The organism is Microbacterium jejuense, assembly GCF_019511665.1.
Classification (GTDB): Bacteria; Actinomycetota; Actinomycetes; order Actinomycetales; family Microbacteriaceae; genus Microbacterium; species Microbacterium jejuense_A.
On sequence record NZ_JAEUAW010000001.1, the window covers coordinates 325,757 to 352,752 of the forward strand.

24 protein-coding genes and 3 tRNA genes are annotated in these 26,996 nt (G+C 69.5%); 22 read left to right on the forward strand and 5 right to left on the reverse strand.

Annotated elements, in window-relative coordinates:
* Positions 1–13 precede the first annotated feature (13 nt).
* The 3 genes from JNB62_RS01350 to JNB62_RS01360 form a co-directional block, all read right to left on the reverse strand.
* Entirely contained in the window at positions 14–1,354 is a 1,341-nt protein-coding gene (locus JNB62_RS01350) for a cytochrome P450 (RefSeq protein WP_308291695.1), read from the reverse strand.
* Positions 1,351–2,526, reverse strand: a complete 1,176-nt coding sequence (locus JNB62_RS01355) for a zinc-dependent alcohol dehydrogenase (RefSeq protein ID WP_220299074.1) — start codon at positions 2,524–2,526, stop codon at positions 1,351–1,353. The genes JNB62_RS01350 and JNB62_RS01355 overlap by 4 nt, the downstream gene beginning before the upstream one ends.
* A 147-nt stretch (positions 2,527–2,673) precedes the next feature.
* Complete coding sequence (locus JNB62_RS01360) at positions 2,674–3,162, reverse strand: YajQ family cyclic di-GMP-binding protein (protein ID WP_220299075.1); 489 nt, start codon at positions 3,160–3,162, stop codon at positions 2,674–2,676.
* 267 nt (positions 3,163–3,429) lie between these two features.
* Here JNB62_RS01360 and JNB62_RS01365 point away from each other — a divergent pair, with 267 nt between their 5' ends.
* The 7 genes from JNB62_RS01365 (at position 3,430) to JNB62_RS01395 (ending at position 10,951) form a co-directional block, all read left to right on the forward strand.
* Positions 3,430–4,656 (forward strand): sugar ABC transporter substrate-binding protein, encoded by a 1,227-nt coding sequence (locus tag JNB62_RS01365; protein ID WP_220299076.1) that lies wholly within the window; start codon positions 3,430–3,432, stop codon positions 4,654–4,656.
* A gap of 81 nt (positions 4,657–4,737) precedes the next feature.
* The gene (locus JNB62_RS01370; RefSeq protein WP_220299077.1) at positions 4,738–6,345 is read left to right on the forward strand and encodes an ABC transporter permease subunit; all 1,608 of its coding nucleotides are present in this window, start codon (positions 4,738–4,740) and stop codon (positions 6,343–6,345) included.
* A 1-nt stretch (position 6,346) separates the two neighbouring features.
* Positions 6,347–7,276: a sugar ABC transporter permease gene (locus JNB62_RS01375; protein WP_220299078.1), complete on the forward strand. Its 930-nt coding sequence runs from the start codon at positions 6,347–6,349 to the stop codon at positions 7,274–7,276.
* Positions 7,277–7,377: 101 nt separating this feature from the next.
* Positions 7,378–9,267, forward strand: a complete 1,890-nt coding sequence (locus JNB62_RS01380; protein WP_220299079.1) for an alpha-amylase family glycosyl hydrolase — start codon at positions 7,378–7,380, stop codon at positions 9,265–9,267.
* Positions 9,268–9,338: 71 nt separating this feature from the next.
* Entirely contained in the window at positions 9,339–9,839 is a 501-nt protein-coding gene (locus tag JNB62_RS01385; protein ID WP_220299080.1) for an FBP domain-containing protein, read from the forward strand.
* Positions 9,836–10,777: a PfkB family carbohydrate kinase gene (locus tag JNB62_RS01390; protein ID WP_220299081.1), complete on the forward strand. Its 942-nt coding sequence runs from the start codon at positions 9,836–9,838 to the stop codon at positions 10,775–10,777. The genes JNB62_RS01385 and JNB62_RS01390 overlap by 4 nt, the downstream gene beginning before the upstream one ends.
* A gap of 89 nt (positions 10,778–10,866) precedes the next feature.
* A tRNA-Tyr gene (locus JNB62_RS01395) sits at positions 10,867–10,951 on the forward strand.
* A gap of 348 nt (positions 10,952–11,299) precedes the next feature.
* On the opposite strand, the gene JNB62_RS01400 is transcribed toward JNB62_RS01395, so the two are convergent.
* Complete coding sequence (locus tag JNB62_RS01400; protein ID WP_220299082.1) at positions 11,300–12,898, reverse strand: phytoene desaturase family protein; 1,599 nt, start codon at positions 12,896–12,898, stop codon at positions 11,300–11,302.
* 149 nt (positions 12,899–13,047) lie between these two features.
* On the opposite strand from JNB62_RS01400, the gene JNB62_RS01405 reads away from it, so the two are divergent.
* The 13 genes from JNB62_RS01405 (at position 13,048) to JNB62_RS01465 (ending at position 25,881) form a co-directional block, all read left to right on the forward strand.
* Entirely contained in the window at positions 13,048–14,088 is a 1,041-nt protein-coding gene (locus JNB62_RS01405; RefSeq protein WP_220299083.1) for a hypothetical protein, read from the forward strand.
* Between the two features lie 35 nt (positions 14,089–14,123).
* Positions 14,124–14,927, forward strand: coding sequence for an inositol monophosphatase family protein (locus JNB62_RS01410; RefSeq protein ID WP_220299084.1), 804 nt, complete (start codon positions 14,124–14,126; stop codon positions 14,925–14,927).
* A 380-nt stretch (positions 14,928–15,307) separates the two neighbouring features.
* Positions 15,308–17,047 carry a M23 family metallopeptidase gene (locus JNB62_RS19510; protein WP_308291696.1) on the forward strand — a complete coding sequence of 580 codons (1,740 nt, stop codon included), beginning with the start codon at positions 15,308–15,310 and terminating at the stop codon, positions 17,045–17,047.
* A gap of 62 nt (positions 17,048–17,109) precedes the next feature.
* Positions 17,110–17,181 (forward strand) — tRNA-Thr (locus tag JNB62_RS01420).
* Positions 17,182–17,215: 34 nt separating this feature from the next.
* Positions 17,216–17,289: transfer RNA gene (locus tag JNB62_RS01425), tRNA-Met, on the forward strand.
* 120 nt (positions 17,290–17,409) lie between these two features.
* Positions 17,410–18,069, forward strand: a complete 660-nt coding sequence (locus tag JNB62_RS01430) for a hypothetical protein (protein WP_220299085.1) — start codon at positions 17,410–17,412, stop codon at positions 18,067–18,069.
* Positions 18,070–18,095: 26 nt separating this feature from the next.
* Positions 18,096–18,701, forward strand: coding sequence for a hypothetical protein (locus JNB62_RS01435; protein WP_220299086.1), 606 nt, complete (start codon positions 18,096–18,098; stop codon positions 18,699–18,701).
* Positions 18,702–18,789: 88 nt separating this feature from the next.
* Positions 18,790–19,809 carry a LacI family DNA-binding transcriptional regulator gene (locus JNB62_RS01440; protein ID WP_220299087.1) on the forward strand — a complete coding sequence of 340 codons (1,020 nt, stop codon included), beginning with the start codon at positions 18,790–18,792 and terminating at the stop codon, positions 19,807–19,809.
* Between the two features lie 185 nt (positions 19,810–19,994).
* Complete coding sequence (locus tag JNB62_RS01445) at positions 19,995–21,329, forward strand: ABC transporter substrate-binding protein (RefSeq protein ID WP_220299088.1); 1,335 nt, start codon at positions 19,995–19,997, stop codon at positions 21,327–21,329.
* Between the two features lie 68 nt (positions 21,330–21,397).
* The gene (locus tag JNB62_RS01450; protein WP_220299089.1) at positions 21,398–22,339 is read left to right on the forward strand and encodes a carbohydrate ABC transporter permease; all 942 of its coding nucleotides are present in this window, start codon (positions 21,398–21,400) and stop codon (positions 22,337–22,339) included.
* Positions 22,339–23,292: a carbohydrate ABC transporter permease gene (locus JNB62_RS01455; protein WP_220299090.1), complete on the forward strand. Its 954-nt coding sequence runs from the start codon at positions 22,339–22,341 to the stop codon at positions 23,290–23,292. Before JNB62_RS01450 ends, JNB62_RS01455 begins: the two co-directional genes overlap by 1 nt.
* A gap of 46 nt (positions 23,293–23,338) precedes the next feature.
* The gene (arfA, locus tag JNB62_RS01460) at positions 23,339–24,850 is read left to right on the forward strand and encodes an arabinosylfuranosidase ArfA (RefSeq protein WP_220299091.1); all 1,512 of its coding nucleotides are present in this window, start codon (positions 23,339–23,341) and stop codon (positions 24,848–24,850) included.
* Positions 24,850–25,881: an arabinan endo-1,5-alpha-L-arabinosidase gene (locus JNB62_RS01465; RefSeq protein WP_220299092.1), complete on the forward strand. Its 1,032-nt coding sequence runs from the start codon at positions 24,850–24,852 to the stop codon at positions 25,879–25,881. Before arfA ends, JNB62_RS01465 begins: the two co-directional genes overlap by 1 nt.
* Positions 25,882–25,912: 31 nt before the next feature.
* On the opposite strand, the gene JNB62_RS01470 is transcribed toward JNB62_RS01465, so the two are convergent.
* Positions 25,913–26,254: a DUF7882 family protein gene (locus JNB62_RS01470; RefSeq protein WP_220299093.1), complete on the reverse strand. Its 342-nt coding sequence runs from the start codon at positions 26,252–26,254 to the stop codon at positions 25,913–25,915.
* Between the two features lie 169 nt (positions 26,255–26,423).
* Between JNB62_RS01470 and JNB62_RS01475 the strand changes: the two genes are divergently transcribed.
* Positions 26,424–26,645, forward strand: a complete 222-nt coding sequence (locus tag JNB62_RS01475) for a hypothetical protein (RefSeq protein ID WP_220299094.1) — start codon at positions 26,424–26,426, stop codon at positions 26,643–26,645.
* Between the two features lie 35 nt (positions 26,646–26,680).
* The gene (locus tag JNB62_RS01480; protein WP_220299095.1) at positions 26,681–26,995 is read left to right on the forward strand and encodes a DUF7882 family protein; all 315 of its coding nucleotides are present in this window, start codon (positions 26,681–26,683) and stop codon (positions 26,993–26,995) included.
* Position 26,996: the final 1 nt, after the last annotated feature.

The following is a 26,996-nucleotide window of genomic DNA, read 5'->3' on the forward strand; positions in this document are numbered from 1 at the left end:
CGTGCCGCGTGGCTCAGTGGAACGGGCAGCGCGAGGCTGCGCCGGCGCCACGGATGCGCACTCCCGACCGGGGCTTCGTCGGCAGTCTGCGCCGGTTCACTCCGAGCCCGGCATCGTCGATGTCGAGCCGCGGGTCGGCCAGCGCGGCGATCGCGGAGGCGAGCCCTGCGATGGCCAGTTTCTCGCCCGGGCACCGGTGACCCGTCCGGACGTCGGCGCCGCCGTGGGGGATGAACGCGGGCAGCGCCTCGTAGTCGTCGACACCGACGAACCGCGTCGGGTCGAAGCTGTCGGCATCCGGCCACGACGACGCATCGGTGTCGGTGCCGAGGATGTCGAGCACGACGCGGCCGCCCGCGGCCAAGTGCACACCATCGAGCTCGACGTCCGCCGTCGCCCAGCCCGGGAGCATCGGCACGAACGGGGCCGTGCGCCGGACCTCCTGCGCGAACGCGACGGCCAGCGGGCCCGGCGCTGCGGATCCGGGTTCGGTCGCGGCGGGGTGGGCGGCGTCGGCGGCTTCGGACGCGATCCGTGTGCGCCACTGGGGGCGATCGTGCAGCTCCTTGGCCGCGAAAGCGACGAACCTCGCCACGGCGATCATCGGGCGCAGGGTGTTCTGCAGCTCGATGCCCGCGAGCCGAGCGTCGAGCATCCGGCCCGAGGCGTCCTCGTGCCACGCCCACGCGTGCAGGGCCGTGCCGGGTGCCGGCGCGAGACGTCCGGTGCGCACGGCTTCGATGAGCCGCTGCGCGTGGCGGTCGGACCAGCTGCGGTTGACGACGGCGAGGGCGTACTGGGGCGAGTACGGCGACCCGAAGCCGTCGACGATCTGCGCGAGCCGCGCGGCCCAGCGCGTGCGCGCCGCCGCCGTTCCCGGAAGACCTGCCCACCGCATGACGGCACGGCCGAACACTCCCACGGCCGCGTCGTACGCAGATCGCCGTCCACCCGCCAGCCACGCGTCCGTCTCGCGAGCCCACTCCTCGCGGAGGAGAGGGCGCAGGCGAGCGACCTGCTCGTCCTCGTACGCGGCATCCACGAACGTCGCCTTGCGGTGACGATGCGCGTCGCCGTCCAGGCTGTGGACCGAGCCGTGCCCGAACAGCGTCTCCTGCACGATGGCGGGCATGGCGCCGTGGCGGGCGATGAGCCCGTCGTCGTAGAACAGCGCCACGCCTTCGGCCCCGCGCACGAGCATCGCATCGCGGAACAGGAACCGCATCGGTGCGGATCGCGCGCCCGGGCGCACCCGTCGCCAGATGCGCGCACCGAAGTCGTAGCCGTGCGTGAGCAGGGCGGGAGCATCGTCGAGCAGGGGAGACCGACGGCGCTCGCGGGAGGCGTCCGTCACGGCTTGAGCACCACCTTGATGCATCCGTCCTCCTTCTTCTGGAACGTCTCGTACAGAGCCGGCGCCTCCTCGAGGGGCACGCGATGGGTGACGAGATCCATCACGCCGAGAGGGTCGGCAGGGTCCTCGACCAGTGGCAGGAGCCGATCCGTCCACCGCTTCACGTTGCACTGGCCCATGCGCAGCGTCACCTGCTTGTCGAACAGCGTCTTCATCGGCATGAGGTCGGCATCGCCGGCGTACACGCCGCTGAGCGACACGGTCCCTCCGCGGCGCACCAGGTCGATCGCTGCGTACAGCGCCGCGAGGCGGTCCATGCCGGCGGTCTCCATGACCTTCTGCGCGAGAGGGTCGGGCAGCAGTCCGACGGCCTGCTGCGCGAACTTGACCACCCCGTTGCCGTGCGCTTCGAGTCCGACGGCATCCACGACGGCATCCGGTCCGCGTCCGTCGGTGAGATCGCGCAGCCGCTCGACGACGTCGTCCGTCAGTTCGAACGCGTCGACGCCGTGGCGCTCGGCCATGGCGCGCCGCTCGGGGACCGGGTCGACCGCGAGGACGCGGCATCCGCGATGCACCCCGATGCGGCTCACGAACTGGCCCACCGGGCCGAGCCCCAGGACGGCCAGCGTGCCGCCCTCCGGCAGGTGCGCGTACTCCACGCCCTGCCAGGCCGTCGGGAGGATGTCGCTGAGAAAGAGGTACCGCTCGTCGGGCAGGTCTTCAGCGACCCGCACCGTGTTGTACTCGGCGAGCGGCACACGCAGCAGTTCGGCCTGGCCGCCGGGCACCTGGCCGTAGAGCTTCGTGTATCCGAACAGGGCAGCGCCGCTGCCGTACTCGGTCACCTGGGTGGTCTCGCACTGCGACTGCAGGCCGTGCCGGCACATGAAGCAATGGCCGCACGCGATGTTGAACGGCACCACGACGCGGTCGCCGACGGCCAGCGTCGTCACCTCGGAGCCCACCGCCTCGACGACGCCCATGGACTCGTGGCCGAGGATGTCGCCGGCGTCGAGGAACGGCCCGAACAGCTCGTACAGGTGCAGGTCCGACCCGCAGATCGCCGTCGACGTGATGCGCACGATGGCGTCCGTCGGGTCCTGGATCGTCGGATCCGGCACGGTCTCGACACTGATGCGCCGCTTGCCCTGCCATGTCACCGCTCGCATGACGTCGCCCCGTTCGTTCGGTCTCGCGTGAGCCGGAACGCTCACGCATGCCCGAACGTACGCTCCGCGGGCGGCGGTGGGGCGTGGGTTGACGGGACCGCGGGGGGATGCAACCATGACCCGCCGCACAGCCGCGGCGGGCCCGCGTCAGCGGTAGTTGACGAACTGGAGGTCGACGTCGAGGTCGGCCGCCTTGAGCAGGCGCTGGACCTCCTGCAGGTCGTCGCGGGACTTCGACTGCACGCGCAGCTCGTCGCCCTGGATCTGCGCCTTGACCGACTTGGGGCCCTCGTCGCGGATGATCTTCGAGATCTTCTTGGCGTTCTCGGACGAGATGCCGTCCTTGATCGTCGAGGTGATGCGGTACTCCTTGGAGCCTGCGACCGGGTCGCCCGTCTCGAGGCTCTTGAGCGAGATGCCGCGCTTGATGAGCTTCGACTGGAACACGTCGAGCACAGCCTTGGCGCGCTCCTCGGTGCTGGCCTTGATCAGCACGGCCTCGCCGCTCCACTCGATCGAGGCGCCGGTGCCCTTGAAGTCGTAGCGCTGCTCGACCTCCTTGCGGGCCTGGTTCAGGGCGTTGTCGGCCTCCTGGTGGTCGACTTTCGAGACGATGTCAAAGGAGCTGTCAGCCATGCCGGGCAGTCTATCCGCGGCCGTCGCGCCGTGTGGAGAAGTGGATGCCGCTGCAAGCGGTTCCAGGGATGGACAGGCGTGCAAGCGGTTCCATGATGGCCTGTCAAAGTCACAGCGCGATATCGATCAGGAGCCGGTGTTGCCATATATCGACTGCCGTTGCAGAATGTAAGCGCTTGCAATCGCAGCGAAACGAGTCGAACCCGCACTGTCGCGCCCCGGCAGCGCGGCCGGACTCACTCAGTACTCCAGAGAGGCACTGCACCGATGAAGGTGAACAAGAAGAGCTGGCTCGCGGTCGGCGGTATCGCCGTCGCGTCGATCATCCTGGCGGGCTGCTCGAGCAGCAACGCTTCGGGCGACAGCAAGGACGACTCGAGCGCGAGCACGCTCACCGTCTGGGTCGACACCGAGCGCGTGGACGCCATGAAGGGCGCCGTCGAGGCGTACGAGGACAAGACCGGCGTCACGGTCAAGCTCGTCGGCAAGGACAACGCCAAGATCAAGGACGACTTCATCCAGCAGGTGCCGACCGGCAAGGGTCCTGACGTCGTCATGGGTGCGCACGACTGGCTCGGCGAGCTCTCGACCAACGGCGTCGTCGCCCCGATCGAGCTCGGCGACTCGGCTGACGGCTACCTCCCGGTCGCGCTGCAGGCGTCGACCTACGAGGGCACGACGTACATGCTCCCCTACGCGGTGGAGAACATCGCGATCCTGCGCAACGCCGACCTGATCCCCGAGCCCGCCACGAGCTTCGACGACATGATCGCCAAGGGCACGGCCGCGGGCCTTGCCACCCCGTTCGTCGTCGAGCAGGGCGTGGAGGGCAACCCGTACCACCTGTACCCGTTCCAGACTGCGTTCGGCGCCCCCGTCTTCGGCACTGACGCCGAGGGCAACTACGACCCCGCCGACCTGCAGATCGGCAACGAGGGCGGCTTCGAGTTCGCCAACTGGCTCGGCGCGCAGGGCGCTGCGGGCACCCTCAACACCGACGTCGACGGCGACATCGCCAAGACCAAGTTCACGAGCGGCGAGGCGGCCTTCTGGCTCACCGGTCCGTGGAACGTCGGCGCCGCGACCGACGCGGGCATCAACGTCGCGATCGACCAGATCCCCAGCCCGACCGGCGAGGTCGCATCGCCGTTCGCCGGAGTGAAGGGCTTCTTCGTGAGCTCCGAGTCGAAGAACAAGGTGGCCGCGAACGACTTCCTCGTCAACTACATCGGCACCGAGGACGTGCAGCTCGACCTGTTCAAGGCCGGCAACGTGCTGCCCGCACTGAAGGTCGCCGCTGACACCGCGGCCGCCGACCCGATCATCGCCGGCTTCCAGAAGGTCGGCGAGGACGCGGTGCCGATGCCCGCGATCCCGGCCATGGGCTCGGTGTGGCAGTACTGGGGCATCGCGGAGGCCGCCATCATCAACGGCGCCGACCCGACGACCACGTGGCAGAAGCTCACGGACGACGTGGCTGCCGCCATCAAGTGATCACCTGCGGTCACACGACCGCGAACGCGACCGGGACGGATGCCGCGGCATCCGTCCCGGTCCCGATGATGAGGACGCTCCATGACCGACACCATCACCACCGAGACGGGTGAGGCGGCACCCCCGCAGACGCCGAAGCAGCGCAGCGCCGCCCGCATCGCGGACGCCGCCGGCGGCAAGACCCGCTGGCTCATGCTCAAGATCGCGCTGCTCGCGATCGTCGACGCGATCGCCCTGTACGCCGTCTTCGTGCTCTTCATGCACAACGAGTGGCTGGTCCTCGGACTCGTCGTGGCGGTCACGATCCTCGTCAACTGGATCTACTTCTCGCGCAAGCGGATCCCCGCCAAGTACCTCACGCCGGGCATCATCCTGCTCGTCGTCTTCCAGATCTTCACGCTCCTCTACACGGCGTACATCGGCTTCACCAACTACGGCACCGGACACAACGGCACGAAGGACCAGGCGATCGCATCGCTCATGCGCTCGTCGCTGGTACGCGTCGAGGACTCGCCGACGTACGACGTGACCGTCGTGGAGCGCCTCAACGAACTCGGGCTGCTCGTCACCGACCCGACCGACGGCGACGTGTCGGTCGGCACCAACACGCAGCCACTCGAGCCGGTCGACGTCTCGGCCGACGGCACCGTCGAGGGCTGGACGACCCTCACGTTCGCCGACGTGCTGCAGCGCAGCGACGAGGTCGAGGCGCTCGCCGTCCCCTACAGCGACGACCCCAACGACGGGGCGATCCGCACGCAGGACGGCCAGAAGGGCTACCTCTACGTCTCGACCCTCGACTACGACCCGGTCGCCGACACGATGACCGACACGACCACGGGGACGGTCTATGCCGACACCGGCGACGGCGCGTTCACGTCAGAGTCGGGCGAGCAGCTGCTGCCCGGCTGGCAGGTCTTCGTCGGCTTCGACAACTTCGTCCGCGCCCTCACCGACACGTCGATCCGCGGTCCGCTGCTGGCCGTCACGGCCTGGACGTTCGTGTTCGCGGCGGTGTCTGTCGCATCCACCTTCTTCCTCGGTCTGCTGCTCGCGCTGGTCTTCCAGAACAAGCGCATGAGGTTCAAGAACGGCTACCGGATCATGCTGATCCTGCCGTACGCGTTCCCCGCGTTCCTGTCAGCCCTCATCTGGGCGGGCATGATGAACAAGAGCTTCGGGTTCATCAACCAGGTGCTGCTCGGCGGCGCTGAGATCCCCTGGCTGACCGACCCGTGGCTCGCGAAGATCTCCGTGCTGATCGTCAACCTCTGGCTCGGCTTCCCGTACATGTTCCTCGTGTGCATGGGGGCACTGCAGGGCATCCCCGAAGAGGTCAACGAGGCCGGCGTGATGGACGGCGCCAACCCCTGGCAGATCTTCCGCCGCATCAAGCTGCCGCTGCTGCTGGTCACGGTCACGCCCCTGCTGATCGCGTCCTTCGCGTTCAACTTCAACAACTTCAACCTGATCTACATGCTCACCGGCGGTGGGCCACGTTTCACCGACGTGTCGATACCCGTCGGGCAGACCGACATCCTCATCTCGATGGTCTACAAGGTGGCCTTCACCGGCCAGAACCGCGATTACGGCCTTGCCTCCGCCTTCACCATCCTGATCTTCATCGTGGTGGCCGTGATCTCGATCATCAGCTTCCGCAAGACCAAGGCCCTCGAGGAGCTGAACTGACATGGCACAGACCGCTCTGACCGAAGCCCCTGCCGACGCACCGGCGGCGGCCGCCGCATCCGCGCCGCGCCGCCGCTCGTTCGGCAAGTGGTTCGCCGACACCGGCTGGCGCCACGTCGTCGCGATCGTCGTCTCGATCTTCGCGATCTTCCCGCTGCTGTACGTGCTGTCGGCGTCGCTGAACTCCAACGGCACGCTCATCGGCAGCAACCAGCTGTTCTCGCAGATCAGCCTCGACAGCTATGTGCGCATGCTGACGAATCCTGATGTGCCCTACCCGATGTGGTTCCTCAACACGATGGTCGTGGCCGCCGTGACGGGTTTCACGATGGTGTTCATCGGGGCGCTCGCGGCGTATGCCTTCTCGCGCATGCGCTTCGCGGGGCGCCGTGTCGGCCTCATCACGATCGTGGTCGTGCAGATGTTCCCGCAGCTGCTCGCCGTGGTCGCCATCTTCCTCATGATGAGCGCGATCGGCGACTGGTTCCCCGCCATCGGGCTGAACACGCTGAGCGGCCTGATCCTCATCTACCTGGGCGGCGCGCTGGGCGTGAACACGTACCTCATGTACGGCTTCTTCAACACGATCCCCAAGGAGCTCGACGAGGCCGCCAAGATCGATGGCGCCGGGCATGCCCGGATCTTCTTCACGATCATCCTGCGACTGGTGGCCCCGATCCTCGCGGTCGTCGGTCTGCTGTCGTTCATCGGCATCGTGAACGAGTACGTGATCGCGAGCGTCATGCTCATCGACCCCGAGAAGAAGACGCTCGTCGTCGGACTCACCCAGCTCGTCTCGAACCCCCGCTACGCGGACTGGTCGGCGTTCTCGGCCGGCGCCGTGATGGCCGCCATCCCGGTCGTGGTGCTGTTCCTGCTGCTGCAGAAGTACATCGTCGGCGGTCTCACCGCCGGAGCGACGAAGGGCTGATCGATCGGATGCCGCACCCTGGGCGCTCCCGTGCGCGCGGGGTGCGGCATCCCTCGTCGTAGCATGAGCGCGGACGCGCCCGACCGTCGAAAGGCCCGAGCATGACGATCCTCACTCCTCACCACGACGGCTCGCCGCTGTACGTGTCCGACGATGCGCCCGCCCTCGGGGACGTCGTGCGGGTGCGTCTGCGCGTACCCGCCGGCTACGGTCCGCTCGCCGCGGTGCGCACGCGCTCGAACCCCGACCACGAACCGGAGTGGACGGATGCCGTCCTGCTCGGCTCGGCCGCGGGCTGGGACTGGTGGGAGGCCCCGGTCACGGTGCGCAATCCGCGGCACGGGTACCGGTGGATGCTGCTGCACGACAGCGGGCTCGTGGAGTGGCTGAACCAGACCGGGCTGCACGACATCGAGACGCTCGACGCGGAGGACTTCGCGCTCGTGGCGACCCCCGCGCCGCCCGCCTGGCTGCACCACGCCGTGATGTACCAGGTGTTCCCCGATCGGTTCGCGCGCTCGGCCGCAGCGGATGCGCGTCCTGCTCCGGAGTGGGCGATCCCGGCGAGGTGGGACGAGCCGGTGAATCCGGTCGTGCCCGCCCGGTCGCAGCAGTTCTACGGGGGCGACCTCGGCGGCATCATCGAGAAGCTCGACCATCTCGTCGAGCTCGGCGTGGACCTGCTGTACCTGACCCCGATCTTCCCGGCCGCCTCGAACCACCGATACGACGCGTCGAGCTTCGACAGAGTCGACGAGCTGCTGGGCGGCGACGAGGCGTATCTGCGACTGATCGAGGCGGCGCATGCTCGCGGCATCCGCATCATCGGCGACCTCACCAGCAACCATTCGGGCGATCGGCACGAGTGGTTCCGCGCGGCGTACGGGCACCCCGGCGCGCCGGAGCAGGAGTTCTACTACTTCACGAACGAGGAGAACACGGCCTACGAGTCCTGGCTCGGGCATCAGACGCTGCCGAAGTTCGACTGGTCTTCGCAGGAGCTGCGCCGCCGGTTCGTCGAAGCGCCCGACTCTGTCGTCGCGAAGTGGCTGAAGCCGCCGTACTCGATCGACGGGTGGCGCATCGACGTCGCCAACATGACCGGGCGCCTGGGCGCCGTCGACCTCAACGCCGAGGTGCGTGCGCTCCTGCGCCGTCGCATGCACGAGATCAACCCCGACGCGATCCTGCTCGGCGAGTCGACGAACGACGCCGCAAGCGACCTGCAGGGCGACGGCTGGCACGGCGCCATGACGTATCCGTCGTTCACGCGTCCGGTGTGGGGCTGGCTGTCCGAGCCGACGCACGCACCCTACGTCGCATGGGACGGGTCGACGCAGACCGAGCCGTGGTTCTTCACCCAGCCGATCGGCGGCATCCCGCGGTACACCGCGCGGCAGTTCGTCGATGCAGTCGTCCGCTTCACCGCCGGCATCCCATGGCGCGTCCGCCTGGGCAACATGCAGCCGCTCGACACGCATGACACCGGCCGCTTCGCCACCAACGCGGCGCCCGGGACCGTGCCCGTCGCCGCGGGGCTCATGATGACGCTGCCGGGCCTGCCGGTGGTGTTCGCGGGCGACGAGTTCGGCCTCGTCGGCGTCGACGGCGAGGCCAGCCGCACGCCGATGCCGTGGGGCGCCGAGTCCTCGCCGGAGGTCGCGGACCGCCTGGCCCTCTACCGCGAGCTCATCGCGCTGCGCCGCGCCCACCCCGCCCTGTCGACGGGCGGCCTGCGGTGGGTCCACATCGACGATGACGCCGTGGTGTTCGTGCGCGAGTCCGCCGACGAGACGGTGCTGGTGCTGGCCGCGAAGGGCGACGTGGATGCCGTCGTCCCCGCCGGCGGGCTGCCCGGTGCAGCAGCGGCCGAGGCCGTGTACGGCGACGCGACGCTCGGTGTCTCGGCCGACGGCTCGGTCGTGCTGTCGGCCGACGGCCCCGCGTTCGCCGTGTGGACGCTGCCCGGCGTGGCGGTGCCCGGCGCCTGAGCGCGCCGCCATCCCGCAGAAGGGTGGCGGCGGCATCCACTGTTCGTAGACTGGGGCGGCGAGGAGGTGCCATGCGCCCGCTGACCGAAGAAGACGTGCGTTCGTCATTCGTGAACGCCTCACCCGATGAGCTGAGACTCGTCGCCCTGCCCGCCGATTTCGTCCTGACCGACTGGGATCACCTCGACTTCCTGGCGTGGCGTGACCCGCGCACGCGTGGTCGCGGGTACGTGGTCGCGGAGGTCGACGGGCGCCCCGCGGGCATCGTGATGCGTGCCGCCGAAGGGTCGTCGCACGCGCGCGCGGCGATGTGCAACGTCTGCCACACGATGCAGCCCGCCGACCAGGTCGTCATGTACACGGCGCGGAGGGCGGGGGATGCCGGCGCCCACGGCGACAGCGTCGGGAACTACCTCTGCGCCGACCTGTCGTGCCACGAGAACGTGCGCCTGGCCGCACCGCTCGCGCCCAACGAGGTGCGGGCGAGCGTCGACCTCAAGATCGACGGCACGCGCCGGCGCATGGAGTCCTTCGTCGGCCGAGTGCTCGAGACGGCGGGCGTGCGCCGATGAACGTGGTGGTCGTCGGCGACGCGCTCATCGACGAGCTGCGCGACGACCACGGCGTGCGCGAGTTCGTCGGGGGAGCGGCGCTCAATGTCGCGGTCGGCCTCGCACGCCTGGGCGTTCCCGCCACGCTCATCGCGATGCTCGGCGACGACGAGCCCGCCTCGCGGGTGCGGCGCTACCTCGACGACTACGGTGTGGGGCTCCTCGTGACGCCGTCGCTGCTCGGCACCGCGCGGGCCGTGTCGACACGCACCGGGGGCGGCGAGCCGAGCTACGTCTTCAACGAAGCCGCACAGCGGCGCCGGATCCGGTTCGGCGAGGACGAGCGCGCCGCCATGGCCGGCGCCGACCTCATCGTGGTGAGCTGCGTCGCCCTCGACGACGCCGAGCAGGCGGCGGAGCTGTCGGACGCGATCGCGGGTGCCGCAGCGCGAGCGCGGAGCGAGGGACGAGACGAAGTGTCCCTGGCCCTCGACCCCAACCCTCGCACGGGCATGATGAACGACAAGGCCGCGTTCGTGCGCGGCTTCGAAGCTCTCGCTGCGCGGGCCGCCCTCGTCAAGGTCGGCGAGGACGACGCTCGGCTGCTGTACGGCGAGCCGATCGACGCCCTGCGCGCGCGCCTCATCGACCTCGGCGCGCGGGCGGTGCTGGCTACCGAGGGCGCCGGGGGCGCCACCATCGAGGCGGGCGGTGTCGTGGTGACGCGTCCGATCTCGCCGCTGCCCGGCCGCATCGTCGACACCATGGGCGCGGGCGATGCCGCGTTCGCGGCGGCGGTCGCCGCACTGGTCGCGGGCACCCCGCACGGCGAGGAGGCGTGGGAGGCGGTGCTGCAGACCGCGATGGATGCCGCCGCCGCGACCTGCCGGTTCGAAGGCGCTCTGCTGCGCACTCCGGACGCGCTCACCGGCATGGATCCGGACCGCATCGGCACGTGAGGGGCGTCGATTTCTGACCTCGCGCAACTACGCGTAAGATGGTGGATCGCGCCTCCGATCGACTGGAAAAGCCGGGCGGGTGCGCACTTGGCGAGTTACCCAAGCGGCCAAAGGGATCTGACTGTAAATCAGCCGTCTTAGACTTCGGGGGTTCGAATCCCTCACTCGCCACCAGCAGAAACGCCCCGCGAGTCTTCGGACTGGCGGGGCGTTCTTCGTCGGTTGCCACGCTTCGGTGGCGATCGACGAGCGGCGTCCCATCGGGGTCCGAGGTCGCACCGTTCGGGTGCGCCACCTGTGGCGCGTATTGTGTCCCTCACCCTGGGGAGGGGGATCAGTACGTGGATGTATGGGTATGGGTGATCGTCGTGGTCGTCGTGTGGATCGCTGTGAGCATCCCGTTGGCGATTCTCGTCGGACGGATGATCGCACGCGGCCGTGGCCCCGATGTGAGACCCGAAGAGGCCGCCGAGCCGCGCGCAGAGGACCCGCCCGCCGCCTAGCGCGGAAGGGGCTCGGACCTCAGTGCCGGAGCAGCTCGAGCGCCGCCATCGCGGCGTTGTGACCGCCGATGCCGCTCACGGCGCCGCCGCGTCGGGCGCTGGAGCCGCACATCAGGATGCGGTCGTGCCCGGTCGCGACGCCCCATCTGCGGGCGGGGGAGTCGAGCGGATCGTCGTCGTCCGCCCACGGCCACTCCAGTCCGCCATGGAAGATGTCGCCACCGGCCATGCCGAGCGACCGTTCGAGATCGAGGGTCGTGCGCGCCTCGATGCACGGCTCGCCCTCGGGCGTGCGGAACAGCACATCGCGGATCGGCTCGGCGAGCACGGCGTCGAGGCTCGCCTCGGCCGCCGCGAGCAGCTCGGCGCGGCGCGCGTCCGGGTCGGCGCCGGCGATCAGGCGATGCGGCACCTGCAGGCCGAACAGGGTGAGGGTCTGGGCTCCCGATGCCCGCAGGCTCTCGCCGAGGATCGACGGGTCGGTGAGGGAATGGCAGTACACCTCCGCCGGCAGCGGGTCGGGGATGCCTCCCGCCACCGCCTCGTCGTGGGCGCGGTCGAGCTGGGTCATGGTCTCGTTGATGTGGAACGTGCCCGCGAACGCGGCGGCCGGGTCCACCGCGGCGTCGTTCAGACGAGGCAGGCGCGACAGCAGCATGTTGACCTTGAGCTGAGCGCCTTCGGGCCGGGAGGAGCGAGCAGGGGATGCCGTCGCGCCGGGGTCGGCGGCATCCACGAGTCCTCTCAGCACCGCCTCGCCGACGCCGCTCAGCACGAGGCGGGCCTGGACGACGATCTCGCCGTCGCCGACGGTGACGCGGCCGTCGGGACTGATGGCGGTGACCTCGGTGCTCGTCAGGAGCTCGGCGCCGGCGCGCAGCGCAGCGTCCCGCAGCGACGCCGAGACGTGTCCCATACCGCCGACCGGGACGTCCCAGTCGCCCGTGCCGCCGCCGATGACGTGGTACAGGAAGCACCGGTTCTGCCGCAGCGAAGGGTCGTCGGACGTTGCGAAAGTGCCGATCAGGGCGTCCGTGAGGGCGACGCCGCGGGCCAGATCCGTGCGCAGCGAGGCGCGCAGATGCGCGCCGAGAGGCTCGTCCACGATGGCCGACCACAGGCCGTCGTCGGCGACGGCGGCGCGCACCTCTGCGGCACGCGGCAGCGGATCGGTCATGGTGGGAAAGAGGGTGCGGGCCAGGGGCCCGAGCCGTTCGTAGAACGCGGCGAAACGCGCGGCCTCGCGCTCGTCGCCGGTGGCGCGCGCGAACGAGTCCGCCGTGGCGCGGGCGTCGCCCGTGTCGACGAGCAGCCCGCGCTCGGGCGCGGCCGGGTCGGGCGTGTAGGACGAGATCCGCCGCCGCCGCAGCCGCACGTCGAGGCCCAGGTCGTCGATGATGCGGCGAGGGAGCAGGCTCACGAGGTAGGAGTAGCGCGACACACGCGCGTCGACGCCGGCCCACGGACGCTCCGACACCGCGGCGCCGCCGACATGCGGCAGGCGCTCCAGCACGACAACGCGACGGCCGGCACGGGCGAGGTAGGCGGCGGCGACCAGGGCGTTGTGCCCGCCGCCCACGATCGCGACATCGACGTCGCGCGACGGTGCGCTGTGCATCGGCTCATGCTAGCTGCGGGGCAGGGGCGAGGCATCCCTCGCCCTCAAGGGGTGCGGCACCGCACGCGTCGTGTCGAGCCTCGGCACAGGGCGCGCCGGCGTGTCAGGATGGGCATGCGGGGGTCCGCCCGCGTCACGAGAGGAACGCCATGACCGCGCCTGATCCGTATGCGACGGCCCCGTACACGCCGCCTCAGCCCGCTCGCACGGAGGGGTCGATCTCGCCGCTGCTGCGTGCCGCGATCTGGGTCGCGATCGGCGCCCTCATCGCCGCCGCACTCGTGTGCGTCGTGTGGGTGCTCGTCGGATCGCAGAACGGCATCGTCGGTCGCGCGTTCCTGACGATCCTGCTGCTCGTCGCGTTCGCGGGGGTCGCGATCCTCGATGCGCATCTGGCGCCGTCGCGTCCGGCGTGGTTCGCGCTCGCGAGCCTCGGCAGCTGGATCGTCGCGCTGCTGCTGGGCGCCATCATGATCTGGATGCCCGACCGCTTCCCGTGGCTGGGGTTCTCGCGGTTCGTCTCGTTCCTGCTGATCGTGCTCATCCTGCAACTCGTGCTGCTGCACGTTCGCCTCTTCGTCAAGGCCTACCAGCGCTACGAGACGACGTTCACCCGCGTCGTCACGATCGCCACGATCTCGCTCGTCGTCGCGCTCGCCGCGCTGCTGATCATCCCGCTCGCGTTCGGCGAATGGCTCAACCTCGCCGACCTGTACTGGCGCATCGTCGTCGCCATCGCGATCCTGGCGGCCGTCGGTACGGCCCTCGTGCCGCTCATCAACGTGCTCTTCGCCCCGAAGCGGCCGCGTGCGCACGCGCCGGCGTACGGAACGCAGCCGGCCGCCCAGCAGGAACTCCTGCCGTGGCCGACGTACGTCGACGCCGTCACCCCGCTGCCGATGCTCCCCGACGGCTCACCCGACTGGAACGCGTACTACACGGGCTACCCCACGCCGGGCGCCCACGTGTTCACGCCGCAGCAGCCCCAGGCCGAGGCACAGGGCGGGTGGCCCGCGCCGCAGGGTCCTCAGCCGCAGCAGGGAGGGGATGCCGCCGCCCAGGGTGCACCCGTCCCGCCCGCCACGCAGGCTCCGGCCGCTGCGCCGTCGCAGCCCGCGCCGCCGGCTCCGTCCACGGGATCCGGATACGCGGGCTACCCGCCGCCGCCTCCGCTGCCGCCGCAGCCGTGATCCGCACCCCCCGCGCGGAGCAATAGCGTGGAGGCATGACGCTCGCCTCAGACCTCGAAGCCCTCGCCGTCGACATCGCCCAGGAGGCCGGTCACCTGGCCCGCGTGCGGCGCGAGGCGGGCGTCGCCATCGCCGCGACCAAGTCCGCGCTCGCCGACATTGTCACGGAGGCCGATCGCGAGGTCGAGGCGCTCATCCGCTCGCGCCTCGCGGCCGAGCGTCCCGAGGACGGGTTCCTCGGCGAAGAGAGCGGCGCCGAGCGGGGGGCCTCGGGCATCACGTGGGTCGTCGACCCCATCGACGGGACGGTCAACTACGCGTACGGCATCCCGCACTACTCGGTCAGCGTCGCAGCCGTGACCGGCGAGCCCATGCCCGAGCGGTGGGAGGTACAGGCAGGCGCCGTCTACGCACCCGTGGCGGGAGAGATGTTCCACGCGGCGCGCGGCGAGGGCGCCTGGCTCGGCGACACGCGCCTCGCGGTCAACGCCGAGGTCGGGCCCGCGGGCGCGCTGCTGGCCACCGGCTTCGGGTACGACCCGGCGACCCGCCCCGGTGACCTCGAGCTCATCGCGCACGTGATGCCGCTGCTGGCACGGGACCTGCGCCGCGGCGGATCGGCCGCGCTCGACCACGCCTACGTCGCCGCCGGGCGCCTGGACGGGTACTTCGAGCGGGGGCTCTCGCCGTGGGACCTCGCGGCCGGCTCGCTGCTGGTGACCGAGGCCGGCGGGCGCTACGGCCGCAACCAGCCCGACGGCTCACCGCGTTCCCCGCTCGTCGTCGCCGCGGGCCCGGGCATCTTCGACCGTCTCGCCGAGGCGGCCGGTCTGGTCTGACGACGCGTCTCATCGGATCCTCACGAAGCGAAACCGCCAAATTCCGAGCCGCACATGGCATTCCCAGGGCACCCGGTGTAGCGTTTACCCGATCGTTACCTTCGCCGCCCGAACGGCGAGGGTGGTCACAGCCCGAAAGACCGCCTTGCCGCGCCCCCCCTCGCGGCACGACCCGAGAGCCCCCCGCCGCTTTGCCTTTTGACGCTTCCCAGGCTGACTCTGCGCCGACGCGCCGTTCCAGCCGCACTGCCGCAACGCCTGTGCAGGCGTCGACGGAGACCCTGGGAACCGCGGGTCGCGCCGACGCGCGACGCCAGGCGGCAGGCAGCGCGCCCGAGCGTCCGGCGGTCGTCTGGGGCCGTGTCGCCGAGGTGAAGCGGGTGGATGCCGCAACCCCGCCGACCGCGAAGCCCGAGGCCGTCACGCCTGTCGCCCCGGCAGCGCCCACCGCCCCTGCCGCGCGGGTCGTCGAGACGCCGGCCCCTGCGCCGTCCTCGGTCGGTCGGCCCGTCGCCTCGAGTCCCGTCGTCGAGCCGATCGCCCCCGCGACCCGCGTGCGCTCTTCGGCGTCCGCGGCGCGCCCGGCCGTCGCGGCCCCTGCCGCCGAGCAGCTCAGCCGCCGGTCGCGCCGAGCGCAGACCGGTGAGCAGCCGGTCGTCGTGCCGCCCATCGCGCCGGTCGCCCCCGAGGCTCCCGCGCGGGCCGCGGCCGCATTCGAGGCCGACCTGCCCTCGCGCGACGAGCCGGCGCCGCTGCGCGACACCGTGCTCGCGCCCGCTGAGCCCTTCGAACTCCTCGCTCCCGTCGTCGACGCGGAACGCGCCGCCACTCCCGCACCCGCCGCGCAGGCACCCGCCGAGCCCTCGGAGCCCGCCGCGGCGCACTCCCCGTCCGACTGGATGGCAGAGACCCTCGCGCGGCTCATGGCCGCGGAGGCGGCCGCCGCTCCGGCCCCGGCCCCGGCGGTCGTCGAGCCGGTCGCCCCGCCGCGTTCCGCCGCTCCGGCGGGTGACGTGCGCGCGGCCGAGTCGATTCGTGCAGCCGAGCCGGTACGCGCGGAGGAGCAGGTGCGCGCGGCCGGGTCCGTCCCCGCGGCCGAGCCGGTGCGTGCGTCGCAGCGCCCGACCGAGACGGTGATCCCCGCACCGGAGCCCGCCGCCGAGCGCCCCCGCACCGAGCGTCCGCGCACCGAGCGCGTCGAGCCGCTGACCGGCCCCATCCCCGCCCCCGCCGCCCCGGGCGTCGACGAGTTCGAGGCGGCCGCGCGGCTGTTCTCGTTCACGGGCGAGACCCCGACGCAGCGTCCGGCCCCGGCCGCGGAGGAGGCCTCCGACGCGCCGGCCGCTCACACCGCCACGCGTCGCGTCCAGACGCGCCGTGGCTCCGCCTTCCGCCGCGTCGCCACCACGTCCTTCTCCATCGGCGTGTTCGGCGTCGTCGGGCTCATCGCGGTCGGCATGACGACGCCGGTCGAGGCGGTCGCGGCCGTCCGCGGCACCGACGCGCTCTCGGTCATCGCGCCCGGCGATGTGGGAGGCGGGCTCGACGACTCCGAGATCCAGGCGTACGTGGCTCCGGGCGACGCGCAGAGCGACCCGCTCGACCGCACCGAGAACTACGCGATCACGACGACCGCGCAGCTCGCCTCGGAAGCCGGCATCCGCAACTTCTCGAACCTGTTCCACAACGACCCGAACTCGAACATCCAGTGGCCCTTCGCGGTCGGCGTGACGATGTCGTACGGGTTCGGGATGCGGTCGGGCCGCATGCACGAGGGCATCGACTTCACGCCCGGCGCCGGCTCGCCCGTCCAGGCGATCGCCGACGGCACGGTGCGCATCGCCTCGGAATCCGGTGGCGCCTACGGTGTGCATGTCGTGATCGATCACATCGTCGACGGCCAGCTGGTGTCGAGCCACTACGCGCACATGCAGTACGGCTCGCTCAAGGTCGTCGCGGGTCAGCACGTCACGGTGGGCACCGTCATCGGCCGCACCGGCAACACCGGTCGCTCGTTCGGCGCCCACACGCACTTCGAGATCTGGAAGAACGGCACCACGCCGATCGACCCGTGGCCGTGGCTGCAGACGTACACCGACGGAACCCACACGGTGGGTTGAGCGGTTCGGAGGAGGGCTTCGGCTCTGGTATCCTCTTCTAGTTGCCTGCTTGCGGGCAGCACGCCCCGATAGCTCAGTGGCAGAGCACTTCCATGGTAAGGAAGGGGTCGTCAGTTCAATCCTGACTCGGGGCTCGCAGCATCCACATCCACGACCGCGGATGCGTGCGGCAGGGTAGCTCAGTTGGTGAGAGCGCACGACTCATAATCGTGAGGTCGCGGGTTCAAGCCCCGCTCCTGCTACAGATCAAATCCTCGGCACTGCCGGGGATTTTTTCGTTGCGGCCTGTCACCTGGAGTTCGCAGCGTGTGGGCCGACACGAGCGACCGCGAAGGTCTTCGGCTGTTGGTAGCGTCGCTCACGTGATGTCTGCTCCACGCACGACCGCAGAGGTGAGCCCGGCGGTAGCGCGTCACCTCGGTGTCTGGATCGTGCTCGCGGGCGGGCTCTCCGCGCTGCCCTTCGGCTCGACGGCGTTGTCACTTGTGCGTGAGCAGCTGCACATCGGCTGCGGCATGGGAGCACCGGGCTCGGAAGGCGCTGACACCTGGACCTGCAGCGACGGCATCGGATACCTCGGCATCGCCATGACTCTTGGCGGGATGTGGCTCCTTGCGGTGCTGCTCGGGGCCCTTGCGGCAGGAGCTGTTCGCCGAGACGACGCAGCAAGAGCGGTGCTCGTGCTGGTCGCCGGGGCGTCGACCGCATGGGTCCTGGGGTTCACCTGGTACGGGTCGAGCGAGCTCGTCCAGGACGAGTACGCACCGATGGACGGCCAGGCCTACTGGCAGGCGGCGGTGGGCCCGGCCGCCATCGTCGCCGCGGCGAGCATTGTGATCGCCGTCGTCGGCCTCTGTGTTCGGGGACGACTGAGCCAGGCCGCTCATGCCGCTGCAGCCGTGGGCATCGTCGTGGCCACGGCGCTCCAACCTGGCCTCGGCGTCAACACGATCCCGGCGGCGGCGCTGCTCGCTGCTGCCGCTGTACGGGCCACAGGAGTCATCCGTCAGGCCGGATCTTGATGATGCCGTGGCCAGAACGGAGGACCGTGGGCGAGAACGGTCACCCCGGGTACGACGACGTGTTGAGGGACACCCGCCAACTGATCGCCGAGCTGGATCGGCCGCCTGTGGTCGCGATCGGCGGTCATGGTGGGGCGGGCAAGTCCACGCTCGCGCTGCGGCTGGCCGCAGACCTCGGGATCAGCCCGTCGCAGGTCGTTCCGACCGACCGGCTGTACGCGGCCGTCGACACCCGGCGAGCCGGCCTCTTCGAGATCCAAGACTGGCCGGCGACCTTCGATCTGCTCCGTCGAGTGAGAACGGGCGGGGAGGCGCGACTGCGCTACGCGCGTCGTGGATACGACGGGCAAGAAGGCCTTGTCGACGAGGCCATGCCGGTGGCTGTCATCGTCGAAGGCATCCGCATCCTTCGGCCGGAGACGGCGTCGCTCATCGACCTCGCCGTCTGGATCGACCTGGACCCCCGGATCGCAGGTGAGCGTGCGAAGGCGCGGAACCGGGATCAGGGCGACGACGAGGCCGAGATCGTGCTCTGGGACACGAAGTGGATCCCCGAGGGCGTCGAGTACGAACGCGTCGTACGCCCGCAGCAGCTCGCGCACCTCGTGCTGCGCCCGGCCGATCTCGAGTGACCGGGGCGGCAGGGGCGTGCGCACCATGCCAACCGGTCGATTCCTACAACGTTCTAGATCACGCTAAGGTTTCCGACGAGGGGGATGAATGGCATCGACACTGCACGACGTGGCGCGGCTCGCGGGCGTATCGATGCAGACGGTCTCGAACGTCATCAATGACTACCCGCATATTCGTCCGGCGACGCGTGCGAAGGTCGAGGAGGCCATCGCCCAGCTGGGCTACACCCCCAATCTGACCGCACGGAATCTGCGCTCCGGGCGCACGGGCGCCATCGCGCTCGCCGTGCCCGATCTCGCATTGAGCTACTTCGCCGAGCTTGCGGCGGAAGTCATCGCCGAGGCGGAGCGCGCCGGTGTCGGTGTGTTCGTCGAGCAGACCGGCGGCGACAGGGACCGCGAGCTGGAGCTGTTGAGCAGTCCCCGGCTCAAGCTCACCGACGGACTCGTCTTCAGTGCTCTCGGGATGGGGCAGGAGGACGTCGCACGGCTGGACGTGCCCTATCCCATGGTGCTGCTCGGCGAGCGCATCTTCGACGGCGCCCTCGACCACGTCACCATGCAGAATGTCGAGGCCGCGCGCGCCGTCACGGACTACCTGCTGGCCTCCGGGCGCCGTCGTATCGCTGTCATCGGCGCCCACGAGGGTGAGGTGATCGGCTCGGCCGGTCTGCGTCTGCGCGGGTATCGGGAAGCCCTCGAGCGAGCCGGCATCCCATACGACGAGGACATCGTCGCGTACACGACGCTGTGGCACCGCACGAACGGCGCAGTTGCCATGAGGGAGCTGCTCCGGAGCGGCGTGGAGTTCGACGCTGTCTTCGCTCTCAACGACACGCTTGCTCTGGGCGCCATGCGGGCTCTCGAGGAGGCGGGGCTGCACGTGCCGCGCGACGTCTCAGTCGTCGGCTGGGATGACCTCGACGAGGCGCAGTTCTCGATCCCGTCACTGACGACGGTCGATCCCGGGAGGTCGTGGATCGCGCGCACTGCAGTACAGACGCTGCTGAAGCGCATCGCCGAGCCTCAGTCGGGTCACGCCGTGCGCCTGCAGCTGGCGGACTTCCGCATCGTGGAGCGCGAGTCCGCGCCAGCGCGCATCGCCTGACGTTCTTCTCCGCCGAATCCCGAATCGGCACTTGACACAATGGCTCGACGTCCAGCAGTATGCCTCTGGAACGTTAATCTTTAACGTTCCATAACGCGAGGCTCAGTGTGGCGCCCCACACCAGAACTGCTCGCATCCACTCCGAAGACACCGGTGTCCGCACCGCGAGAGGAAGCACACAGCCAATGAAGTCGAAGGTTCTTGCCGGGCTCGGCGTCGTCGCCGTCGCCGCGGCAGCACTCACGGGATGCTCGTCCAGCAGCGACGCCGCGGCATCCTGCACGAACAAGATCGAGAAGCCCGACGCCACGCAGGTCACCGTGTGGGCGTGGTACCCCGCGTTCGAAGACGTCGTCGACCTCTTCAACACGACGCACGACGACGTCCAGATCTGCTGGACCAACGCCGGCCAGGGCAACGACGAGTACACCAAGTTCTCGACCGCCATCGAGTCGGGCAGCGGAGCGCCCGACGTGATCATGCTCGAGGCAGAGGTGCTCTCGAGCTTCTCGATCCGCGACGCACTCGTCGACCTGTCGGAGTATGGCGCGAACGACGTCAAGGCCGACTACACCGAGGGTGCGTGGAAGGACGTCTCGTCCGGCAGTGCCGTGTACGCGATTCCCGTCGACGGCGGGCCCATGGGCATGCTCTACCGCAAAGACATCCTCGACAAGTACGGCATCACGCCGCCCACCACGTGGGCCGAGTTCGCGGACGCGGCCCAGAAGCTGAAGGATGCCGGTGCCCCCGGTGTGCTCGCTGACTTCCCGCCGAACGGCCGCGCGTACACGCAAGCCCTCTTCGCGCAGTCCGGCGCTGTGCCGTTCACGTACGACAGTGCCAAGCCGACGGACATCGGCATCGACGTCAACGACCAGGGCTCGAAGGACGTCCTCTCGTACTGGCAGAACCTGACCGACAAGGGTCTCGTGGCTGTCGACGAAGCGTTCACCGCCGACTACAACACGATGCTCGTCGACGGCACCTACGCCATCTACGTCGCCGCCGCGTGGGGTCCCGGGTACCTGCAGGGCCTAGAAGGCACGGACGACAACGCCCAGTGGCGTGCCGCGCCCGTTCCTCAGTGGGACACCGCCAACCCGGTCCAGATCAACTGGGGCGGCTCCACTTTCGCCGTCACGAGCCAGGCGAAGGACAAGGAGGCCTCGGCCACTGTCGCCAAGGAGATCTTCGGCACGGAGGACGCGTGGAAGATCGGCATCGAGAAGGCGGCACTGTTCCCGCTGTGGAAGCCCATCCTCGAGTCGGACTACTTCGCCGACCTGGAGTACCCGTTCTTCGGCGGGCAGCAGATCAACAAGGAGGTCTTCCTCCCCGCGGCCGCCGGCTACTCGGGCTTCACGTTCAGCCCGTTCCAGAACTACGCCTACGACCAGCTCCAGCAGGAAGTGACCGCCGTCGTCGTCGACAAGGAGAAGGACGCCGGGCAGGCGCTCGACGACCTCCAGGCGACGCTCGAGAAGTACGCGAAGGACCAGGGCTTCACCCTCGAGTGAGCCATCGGGCCGGCTCCCGACCGGAGCCGGCCCGACCTGCAATCCGCCTCCAAAGGAAGGGATCCGCCATGGCGACCAACGTCGTCGATACGCCGGCCAGAGCTCGGCGCGGACAGAGCGCGCACCGCCGCAGCGCCATCCATCGCCGCCAGAACATCGGCTGGCTCTTCATCACGCCGTTCCTCGTCATCTTCGCGGTGTTCCTCGTGTTCCCGCTCGTCTACGCGTTCGGCATGAGCCTGTTCAGCTCGACGCTGGCGACCGGCACGAAGTTCGTCGGTGTCGGCAACTACCTCAAGGCTTTCACCGACCCCCTCTTCCTCGCGGGACTCGGCCGGGTCGCACTGTTCGCGATCGTGATGATCCCGCTGCAGATGATCGTCGCGCTCATCGCGGCGCTGACGCTCGACACGCTCGCGACGTGGTTGGCGAAGACGTCGCGGCTGTTCATCTTCGCGCCCTACGCCATCCCGGTCGTCATCGGCGCGCTCATGTGGAGCTTCCTGTACAGCCCCCGATTCGGACCGGCCGGAACCATCTTCGACCTGTTCGGTCTGCCGGCGCCCGACTTCCTGTCGTCCGGCACGATCTTCTTCAGCCTGGTCAACATCGTCACGTGGCAGTGGTCGGGGTACTACATGATCGTCATCTACGCGGCCCTGCGTGCGATCGACCCCTCGATCTACGAGGCGGCGCGCATCGATGGCGCCAACGGCATGCAGATCGCCACGCGCATCAAGGTGCCCATGATCTCGTCGTCGATGGTCATGGTGCTCACCTTCGCCCTGATCGGCACGCTGCAGTTCTTCACCGAGCCGACGGTGCTCCGCAGCGTCGCCTCCGGCGCCCTGCCCGCCGACTACACCCCGAACATGTACGCCTTCGCACTGGCGTTCAGCTACAGCCAGTTCAACTACGCCTCGACGATCGCCTTCTCGCTTGCCATCGTCGTGTTCATCGGATCGTTCGGGTTCCTCTTCCTGACCCGCAGACAGAGCGGACTCAAGTGATGGCCGTCCTCCCCGCATCGCCCCTCGACACGCGCACGGTGTCGACGACCGAGCGCGTGCACCTCAGCCGCGAAGACAAGCGGCGCGCGCGTGAGGAGCGTCGCCGCGCCGCCGGCGGCCGCCGCATCGGGTCCCACGTGCTGCTGATCGTCATGGCGATCTACTTCATCGTCCCCATCTGGTGGCTCTTCGTCGCCTCGACCAAGAGCACCGGAAGCCTCTTCTCGAGCCCCGCCTTCTGGTTCGACGACCCCTCCGCGTTCTTCACCAACATCGCCGGGCTCTTCGAACACCAGGGCGGGATCTATTGGCGCTGGCTCGCGAACTCGTTCCTGTATGCGTTCAGTGCGGGCATCGGTGCGACGATCGTCGCGGTGCTCGCGGGATACGGCTTCGCCAAGTACCGCTTCCGCGGTCGCGGCGTCATGTTCGGCATGATCCTCGGCTCGGTGATGGTTCCCCTCACGGCGCTGGTGATCCCCACGTTCATGCTGCTGAGCCAGTACGGTCTCATCAACACGCCATGGGCCGTCATCCTGCCGTCCCTGCTGAACCCGTTCGGCGTGTACCTCATGCGGGTGTACACGCAGGATGCCGTGCCGGACGAGCTGCTCGAGGCGTCGCGCATCGACGGCGCAGGGGAGTGGCGCACCTTCGCGACGATCGTCGTGCCGCTTCTGCGGCCCGCGATCATCACGGTGCTGCTCCTTTCGATCGTGGGCACGTGGAACAACTTCTTCCTGCCCTTGGCCGTGCTGACCAATCCGGATCTCCTTCCCGTCACAGTGGGTCTCAACCGCTGGCTGGCTCTCTCCAACGCCGGCGCCGGGGGCGAGCAGGTGTGGAACCTCATCACGACCGGCGCCTTCATCTCGGTGCTGCCGCTCCTGCTCTCGTTCCTCTTTCTGCAGCGCTACTGGCAGGGCGGGCTGACCGTCGGCAGCGTCCGCTAACCCATCTCGCTCCTTCCTCCGTTCCCCACGAACAGAAAGCACACCCATGCCTTCCGCACGTCTCACCGTCGACCCACATTTCTCGATCGGCCCCATCCGGCGGCGACTCTTCGGGGGGTTCGTCGAGCACCTGGGCCGCCACGTCTATGACGGCATCTACGAGCCCGGGCATCCGACGGCCGACGACCGCGGCTTCCGCAATGACGTCGTCGACCTGGTCAAGGAGCTCGGTGTCTCGACGATCCGCTATCCCGGTGGCAACTTCGTCTCGGGGTTCCGCTGGGAAGACTCGGTCGGCCCGCGGGAGGAGCGCCCGCGCCGCCTCGACCTCGCGTGGCACTCCACCGAGACCAATGAGGTCGGGCTGCACGAGTTCTCGCACTGGCTCGACAAGGTCGGCAGCGATCTCATGATGGCCGTCAATCTCGGCACGCGCGGCACGCTCGAGGCGCTCGACCTTCTCGAGTACTCCAACATCCGCGGCGGAACCGCCCTCAGCGAGCAGCGTCGCGCGAACGGACGCGAGGAGCCGTTCGCCGTGGAGATGTGGTGCCTGGGCAACGAAATGGACGGACCGTGGCAGCTCGGTCACCGCTCGGCCGACGACTACGGCAAGATCGCGTCGCAGACGGCGAAGGCCATGCGTCAGATCGACCCGTCGCTCAAGCTCGTGGTGTGCGGATCCTCGTCGGCCCACATGCCGACCTTCGGCGAGTGGGAGCGCGTCGTGCTCGGACACACGTACGACGATGTCGACTACATCTCGTGCCACGCCTACTACGAGGAGCGTGGCGGTGACCTGGGCAGCTTCCTGGCGTCGGCGGTCGACATGGACGGGTTCATCGAGACCGTCGTCGCCACGGCAGACCATGTCGGTGCGGTGCGAGGCTCGTCGAAGAAGATCGACATCTCGTTCGACGAGTGGAACGTCTGGTACATCGATCGCTTCCACGGCGTGGACAAGATCGAGGGAATCGACAATTGGCCCGTCGCCCCGCGCCTGCTCGAGGACGTGTACTCCGTCGCCGACGCGGTCGTGTTCGGGAATCTCATGATCTCGCTCCTCAAGCACGCCGACCGCGTGACCAGTGCATCGCTCGCGCAGCTCGTCAACGTCATCGCGCCGATCATGACCGAACCCGGTGGGCCGGCGTGGCGGCAGACGACGTTCTTCCCCTTCGCGATCACGTCACGCCTCGCGCAGGGAGAGGCGCTGCAGCTCAAGCTCGACTCGCCGACATACGAGACGAAGGCCTACGGCGATGTGCCCCTCGTCGACGCCGTCGCGACGTTCGACCGCCAGACGGGGCGCGCGGCCGTGTTCCTCGTGAACCGCAGTCAGGACGAGGCCGTGACGATCACGGTCGACGTCGCGGCGCTCGGCGAGGTCTCCGTGCTGGAGAGCCACACCCTGTGGGATGACGACGTGTACGCGAAGAACACGCTCGAGGACCGGGAGCGCGTCGCGCCCCGGCCGAACGACTCCGTCTCGGTCGACACGCGTGAGCTGACCGTGACGCTTCCCCGGGTGTCGTGGACGGCCATTGCGCTCGGCTGATGACACCTGATCGGGGGGTGTCGCGGGCTCGCCGCACGGCGCGGGCGCGCGGCATCCGTCGTCTGCTGTCGGCCGTCGTCTTCGCGCTCACGCTCGCCACCCCGCTCGTGGCGTGCGCGCCGACCGGCGCGTGGCAGCTCACGGGCGACCTCGCGACGCACGACCCCGCCCTCGCCAGGGACGGCGACAAGTGGTTCGTCTACTCGACGGGCAACGGCACGGTCGCCGAGGGAAACATCCAAGTGCGCTCGTCCACGGACGGACACACGTGGAGGTATGCCGGAGAGGTCTGGGACGAGAAGCCGGCATGGCTGCGCGAGGAGGTGAAGGGCGTCGACAACCTGTGGGCGCCTGAGCTCGTCGAGCACGACGGCACGTGGTACCTCTACTACTCGGCCTCGACCTTCGGGAAGAACACCTCCGTCATCGCCCTGGCGACCAACACGACGCTCGACCCCGGTGACCCCGATTACGAATGGGTCGATCAAGGTGCGGTCATCGCGTCGACCACCGCCGACGACTTCAACGCCATCGACCCGGGCGTCGCGACGGACGATGCCGGTACGCCGTGGATGACGTTCGGCTCCTTCTGGAGCGGCATCCGCATGGTCGAGCTGGCGTGGCCGAGCGGGCTGCGCGTCGACGATGAGGAACCGCTGCGGATCGCCGACCGCCAGTCGCCACCCAACGCCGTGGAGGCGCCGTATCTCGTCGAGCACGACGGCGACTGGTTCCTCTTCGTGTCGTTCGACCTCTGCTGCCGCGGTGCGGACAGCACCTATCGCATCGCGGTCGGCCGGGCCGATGTTCCCACCGGGCCGTATCTCGACCGGGAGGGCGTGCCGCTCCTTGCAGGGGGTGGCTCGATCCTCCTCGAGGGCGACGGGTCGCGGGTGGGTCCGGGCGGCCAATCGGTCGCCGACGGCGTGCTGGCCTTCCACTGGTATGACGCCGACATGGGCGGCCAGTTCCGGCTCGGACTCGCGCCGCTCGAATGGGATGCGGAGGGGTGGCCCGTCGCCTCCTGGTGATCTCTGCGGACGGGCCCAGGGCCGATGCGGCTCAGGGCACGCTCTCGGTTCCCGCGGGCTCGGTGCCGATGCCCTGGTCGGCGGGCTCCGGCACGATGTGCAGGCCCTCCGGGGTGTTAGCGACCACCGCGAGGGCCTCGAGCCATGTGCGGTTCAGGGCCGGGCGGCGGCTGCCGGAGAACTCGAAGACGAGGGACGACCCGGGGTGCACCCAGATCGTGGTGCGGCCGTCGCCGGTGGACGGATCGTTGCGCCACGACAGCGGGAATGACTCGGAGCGCCGGAGCTTGTCGCTGATCACGACGACGAGGTGGGCGAGCGTGCGGTCGTCCACCTCGAGGCGGACGGAGCTTTCGTAGATCAACCGACCCATCGAGGGTGCACCTCCACACGCGCTCGGTGACGGGCGGCCGGGCGCATCAACCAATGTACAGACAGACCTGCACATGGGCTGTCAAGGCCCTCGCCGTCGCCGGAGCGCGGTCCCTAGCGTGGTGTCGCGGGGGAGATCCGACGACATCGACGAGCATCGTGGGGACGACATGAGCGATCTCGACAACCAGGGCTCGCTGCCCTCGTACGTGGAGCGCGACGCAGGTCGCTCGCCACGGGCGAAGGACGTCCCGGCCGAGCCGGAGGACGAGGAGCGGACAGAGGCCGACGAAGAGGCGCGCGGTCACCGACGCGAGGACGAGCCGGCCGCCGCGACGCCGTTCGAACCCTCGGCCGACGACGCGGACGGCGACGCGCTGCAGAAGCCATGACCGCGCAGCAGCGGGGAGGGGGTAGCGTCCCTCGTATGGGAACGCTGTACTACGGAGCGCAGGACATGCCGATCCGCATCGAGGATCGCGCGCTGGCCCACCTCAAGGTGGTGATCGCGACCAAGCTCCGCAGGAACGAGAGCTTCACCCTCTCTTGGCGACACGGCGAAGACGAGCCGGGCGGTCGCTCGACCATCTGGCTGCATCCGTCGATCCCGCTCATGTTCGTGTTCGACGATGCGGAGCCTCCCGAGCTCAGCCGCGCCTACATCGAGAAGCTCGCGCACTCGGCCAACACGTCGGGCGGCATCCTCCTCGTCGACGAGGTGCTCCCCGACGACGAGAGCTGAG

Coding starts and splice junctions, on each gene's coding strand:
- JNB62_RS01375 (WP_220299078.1), top strand. CDS start 6,347: ATGGCACAGACCGCTCTGACCGAAGCCCCTGCCGACGCACCGGCGGCG.
- JNB62_RS01390 (WP_220299081.1), top strand. CDS start 9,836: ATGAACGTGGTGGTCGTCGGCGACGCGCTCATCGACGAGCTGCGCGAC.
- JNB62_RS01405 (WP_220299083.1), top strand. CDS start 13,048: ATGACCGCGCCTGATCCGTATGCGACGGCCCCGTACACGCCGCCTCAG.
- JNB62_RS01440 (WP_220299087.1), top strand. CDS start 18,790: ATGGCATCGACACTGCACGACGTGGCGCGGCTCGCGGGCGTATCGATG.
- JNB62_RS01385 (WP_220299080.1), top strand. CDS start 9,339: ATGCGCCCGCTGACCGAAGAAGACGTGCGTTCGTCATTCGTGAACGCC.
- JNB62_RS01360 (WP_220299075.1), bottom strand. CDS start 3,162: ATGGCTGACAGCTCCTTTGACATCGTCTCGAAAGTCGACCACCAGGAG.
- JNB62_RS01400 (WP_220299082.1), bottom strand. CDS start 12,898: ATGCACAGCGCACCGTCGCGCGACGTCGATGTCGCGATCGTGGGCGGC.
- JNB62_RS01410 (WP_220299084.1), top strand. CDS start 14,124: ATGACGCTCGCCTCAGACCTCGAAGCCCTCGCCGTCGACATCGCCCAG.
- JNB62_RS01455 (WP_220299090.1), top strand. CDS start 22,339: ATGGCCGTCCTCCCCGCATCGCCCCTCGACACGCGCACGGTGTCGACG.
- JNB62_RS01465 (WP_220299092.1), top strand. CDS start 24,850: ATGACACCTGATCGGGGGGTGTCGCGGGCTCGCCGCACGGCGCGGGCG.
- arfA (WP_220299091.1), top strand. CDS start 23,339: ATGCCTTCCGCACGTCTCACCGTCGACCCACATTTCTCGATCGGCCCC.
- JNB62_RS01470 (WP_220299093.1), bottom strand. CDS start 26,254: ATGGGTCGGTTGATCTACGAAAGCTCCGTCCGCCTCGAGGTGGACGAC.
- JNB62_RS01355 (WP_220299074.1), bottom strand. CDS start 2,526: ATGCGAGCGGTGACATGGCAGGGCAAGCGGCGCATCAGTGTCGAGACC.
- JNB62_RS01480 (WP_220299095.1), top strand. CDS start 26,681: ATGGGAACGCTGTACTACGGAGCGCAGGACATGCCGATCCGCATCGAG.
- JNB62_RS01370 (WP_220299077.1), top strand. CDS start 4,738: ATGACCGACACCATCACCACCGAGACGGGTGAGGCGGCACCCCCGCAG.
- JNB62_RS01380 (WP_220299079.1), top strand. CDS start 7,378: ATGACGATCCTCACTCCTCACCACGACGGCTCGCCGCTGTACGTGTCC.
- JNB62_RS01450 (WP_220299089.1), top strand. CDS start 21,398: ATGGCGACCAACGTCGTCGATACGCCGGCCAGAGCTCGGCGCGGACAG.
- JNB62_RS01445 (WP_220299088.1), top strand. CDS start 19,995: ATGAAGTCGAAGGTTCTTGCCGGGCTCGGCGTCGTCGCCGTCGCCGCG.
- JNB62_RS01365 (WP_220299076.1), top strand. CDS start 3,430: ATGAAGGTGAACAAGAAGAGCTGGCTCGCGGTCGGCGGTATCGCCGTC.
- JNB62_RS01475 (WP_220299094.1), top strand. CDS start 26,424: ATGAGCGATCTCGACAACCAGGGCTCGCTGCCCTCGTACGTGGAGCGC.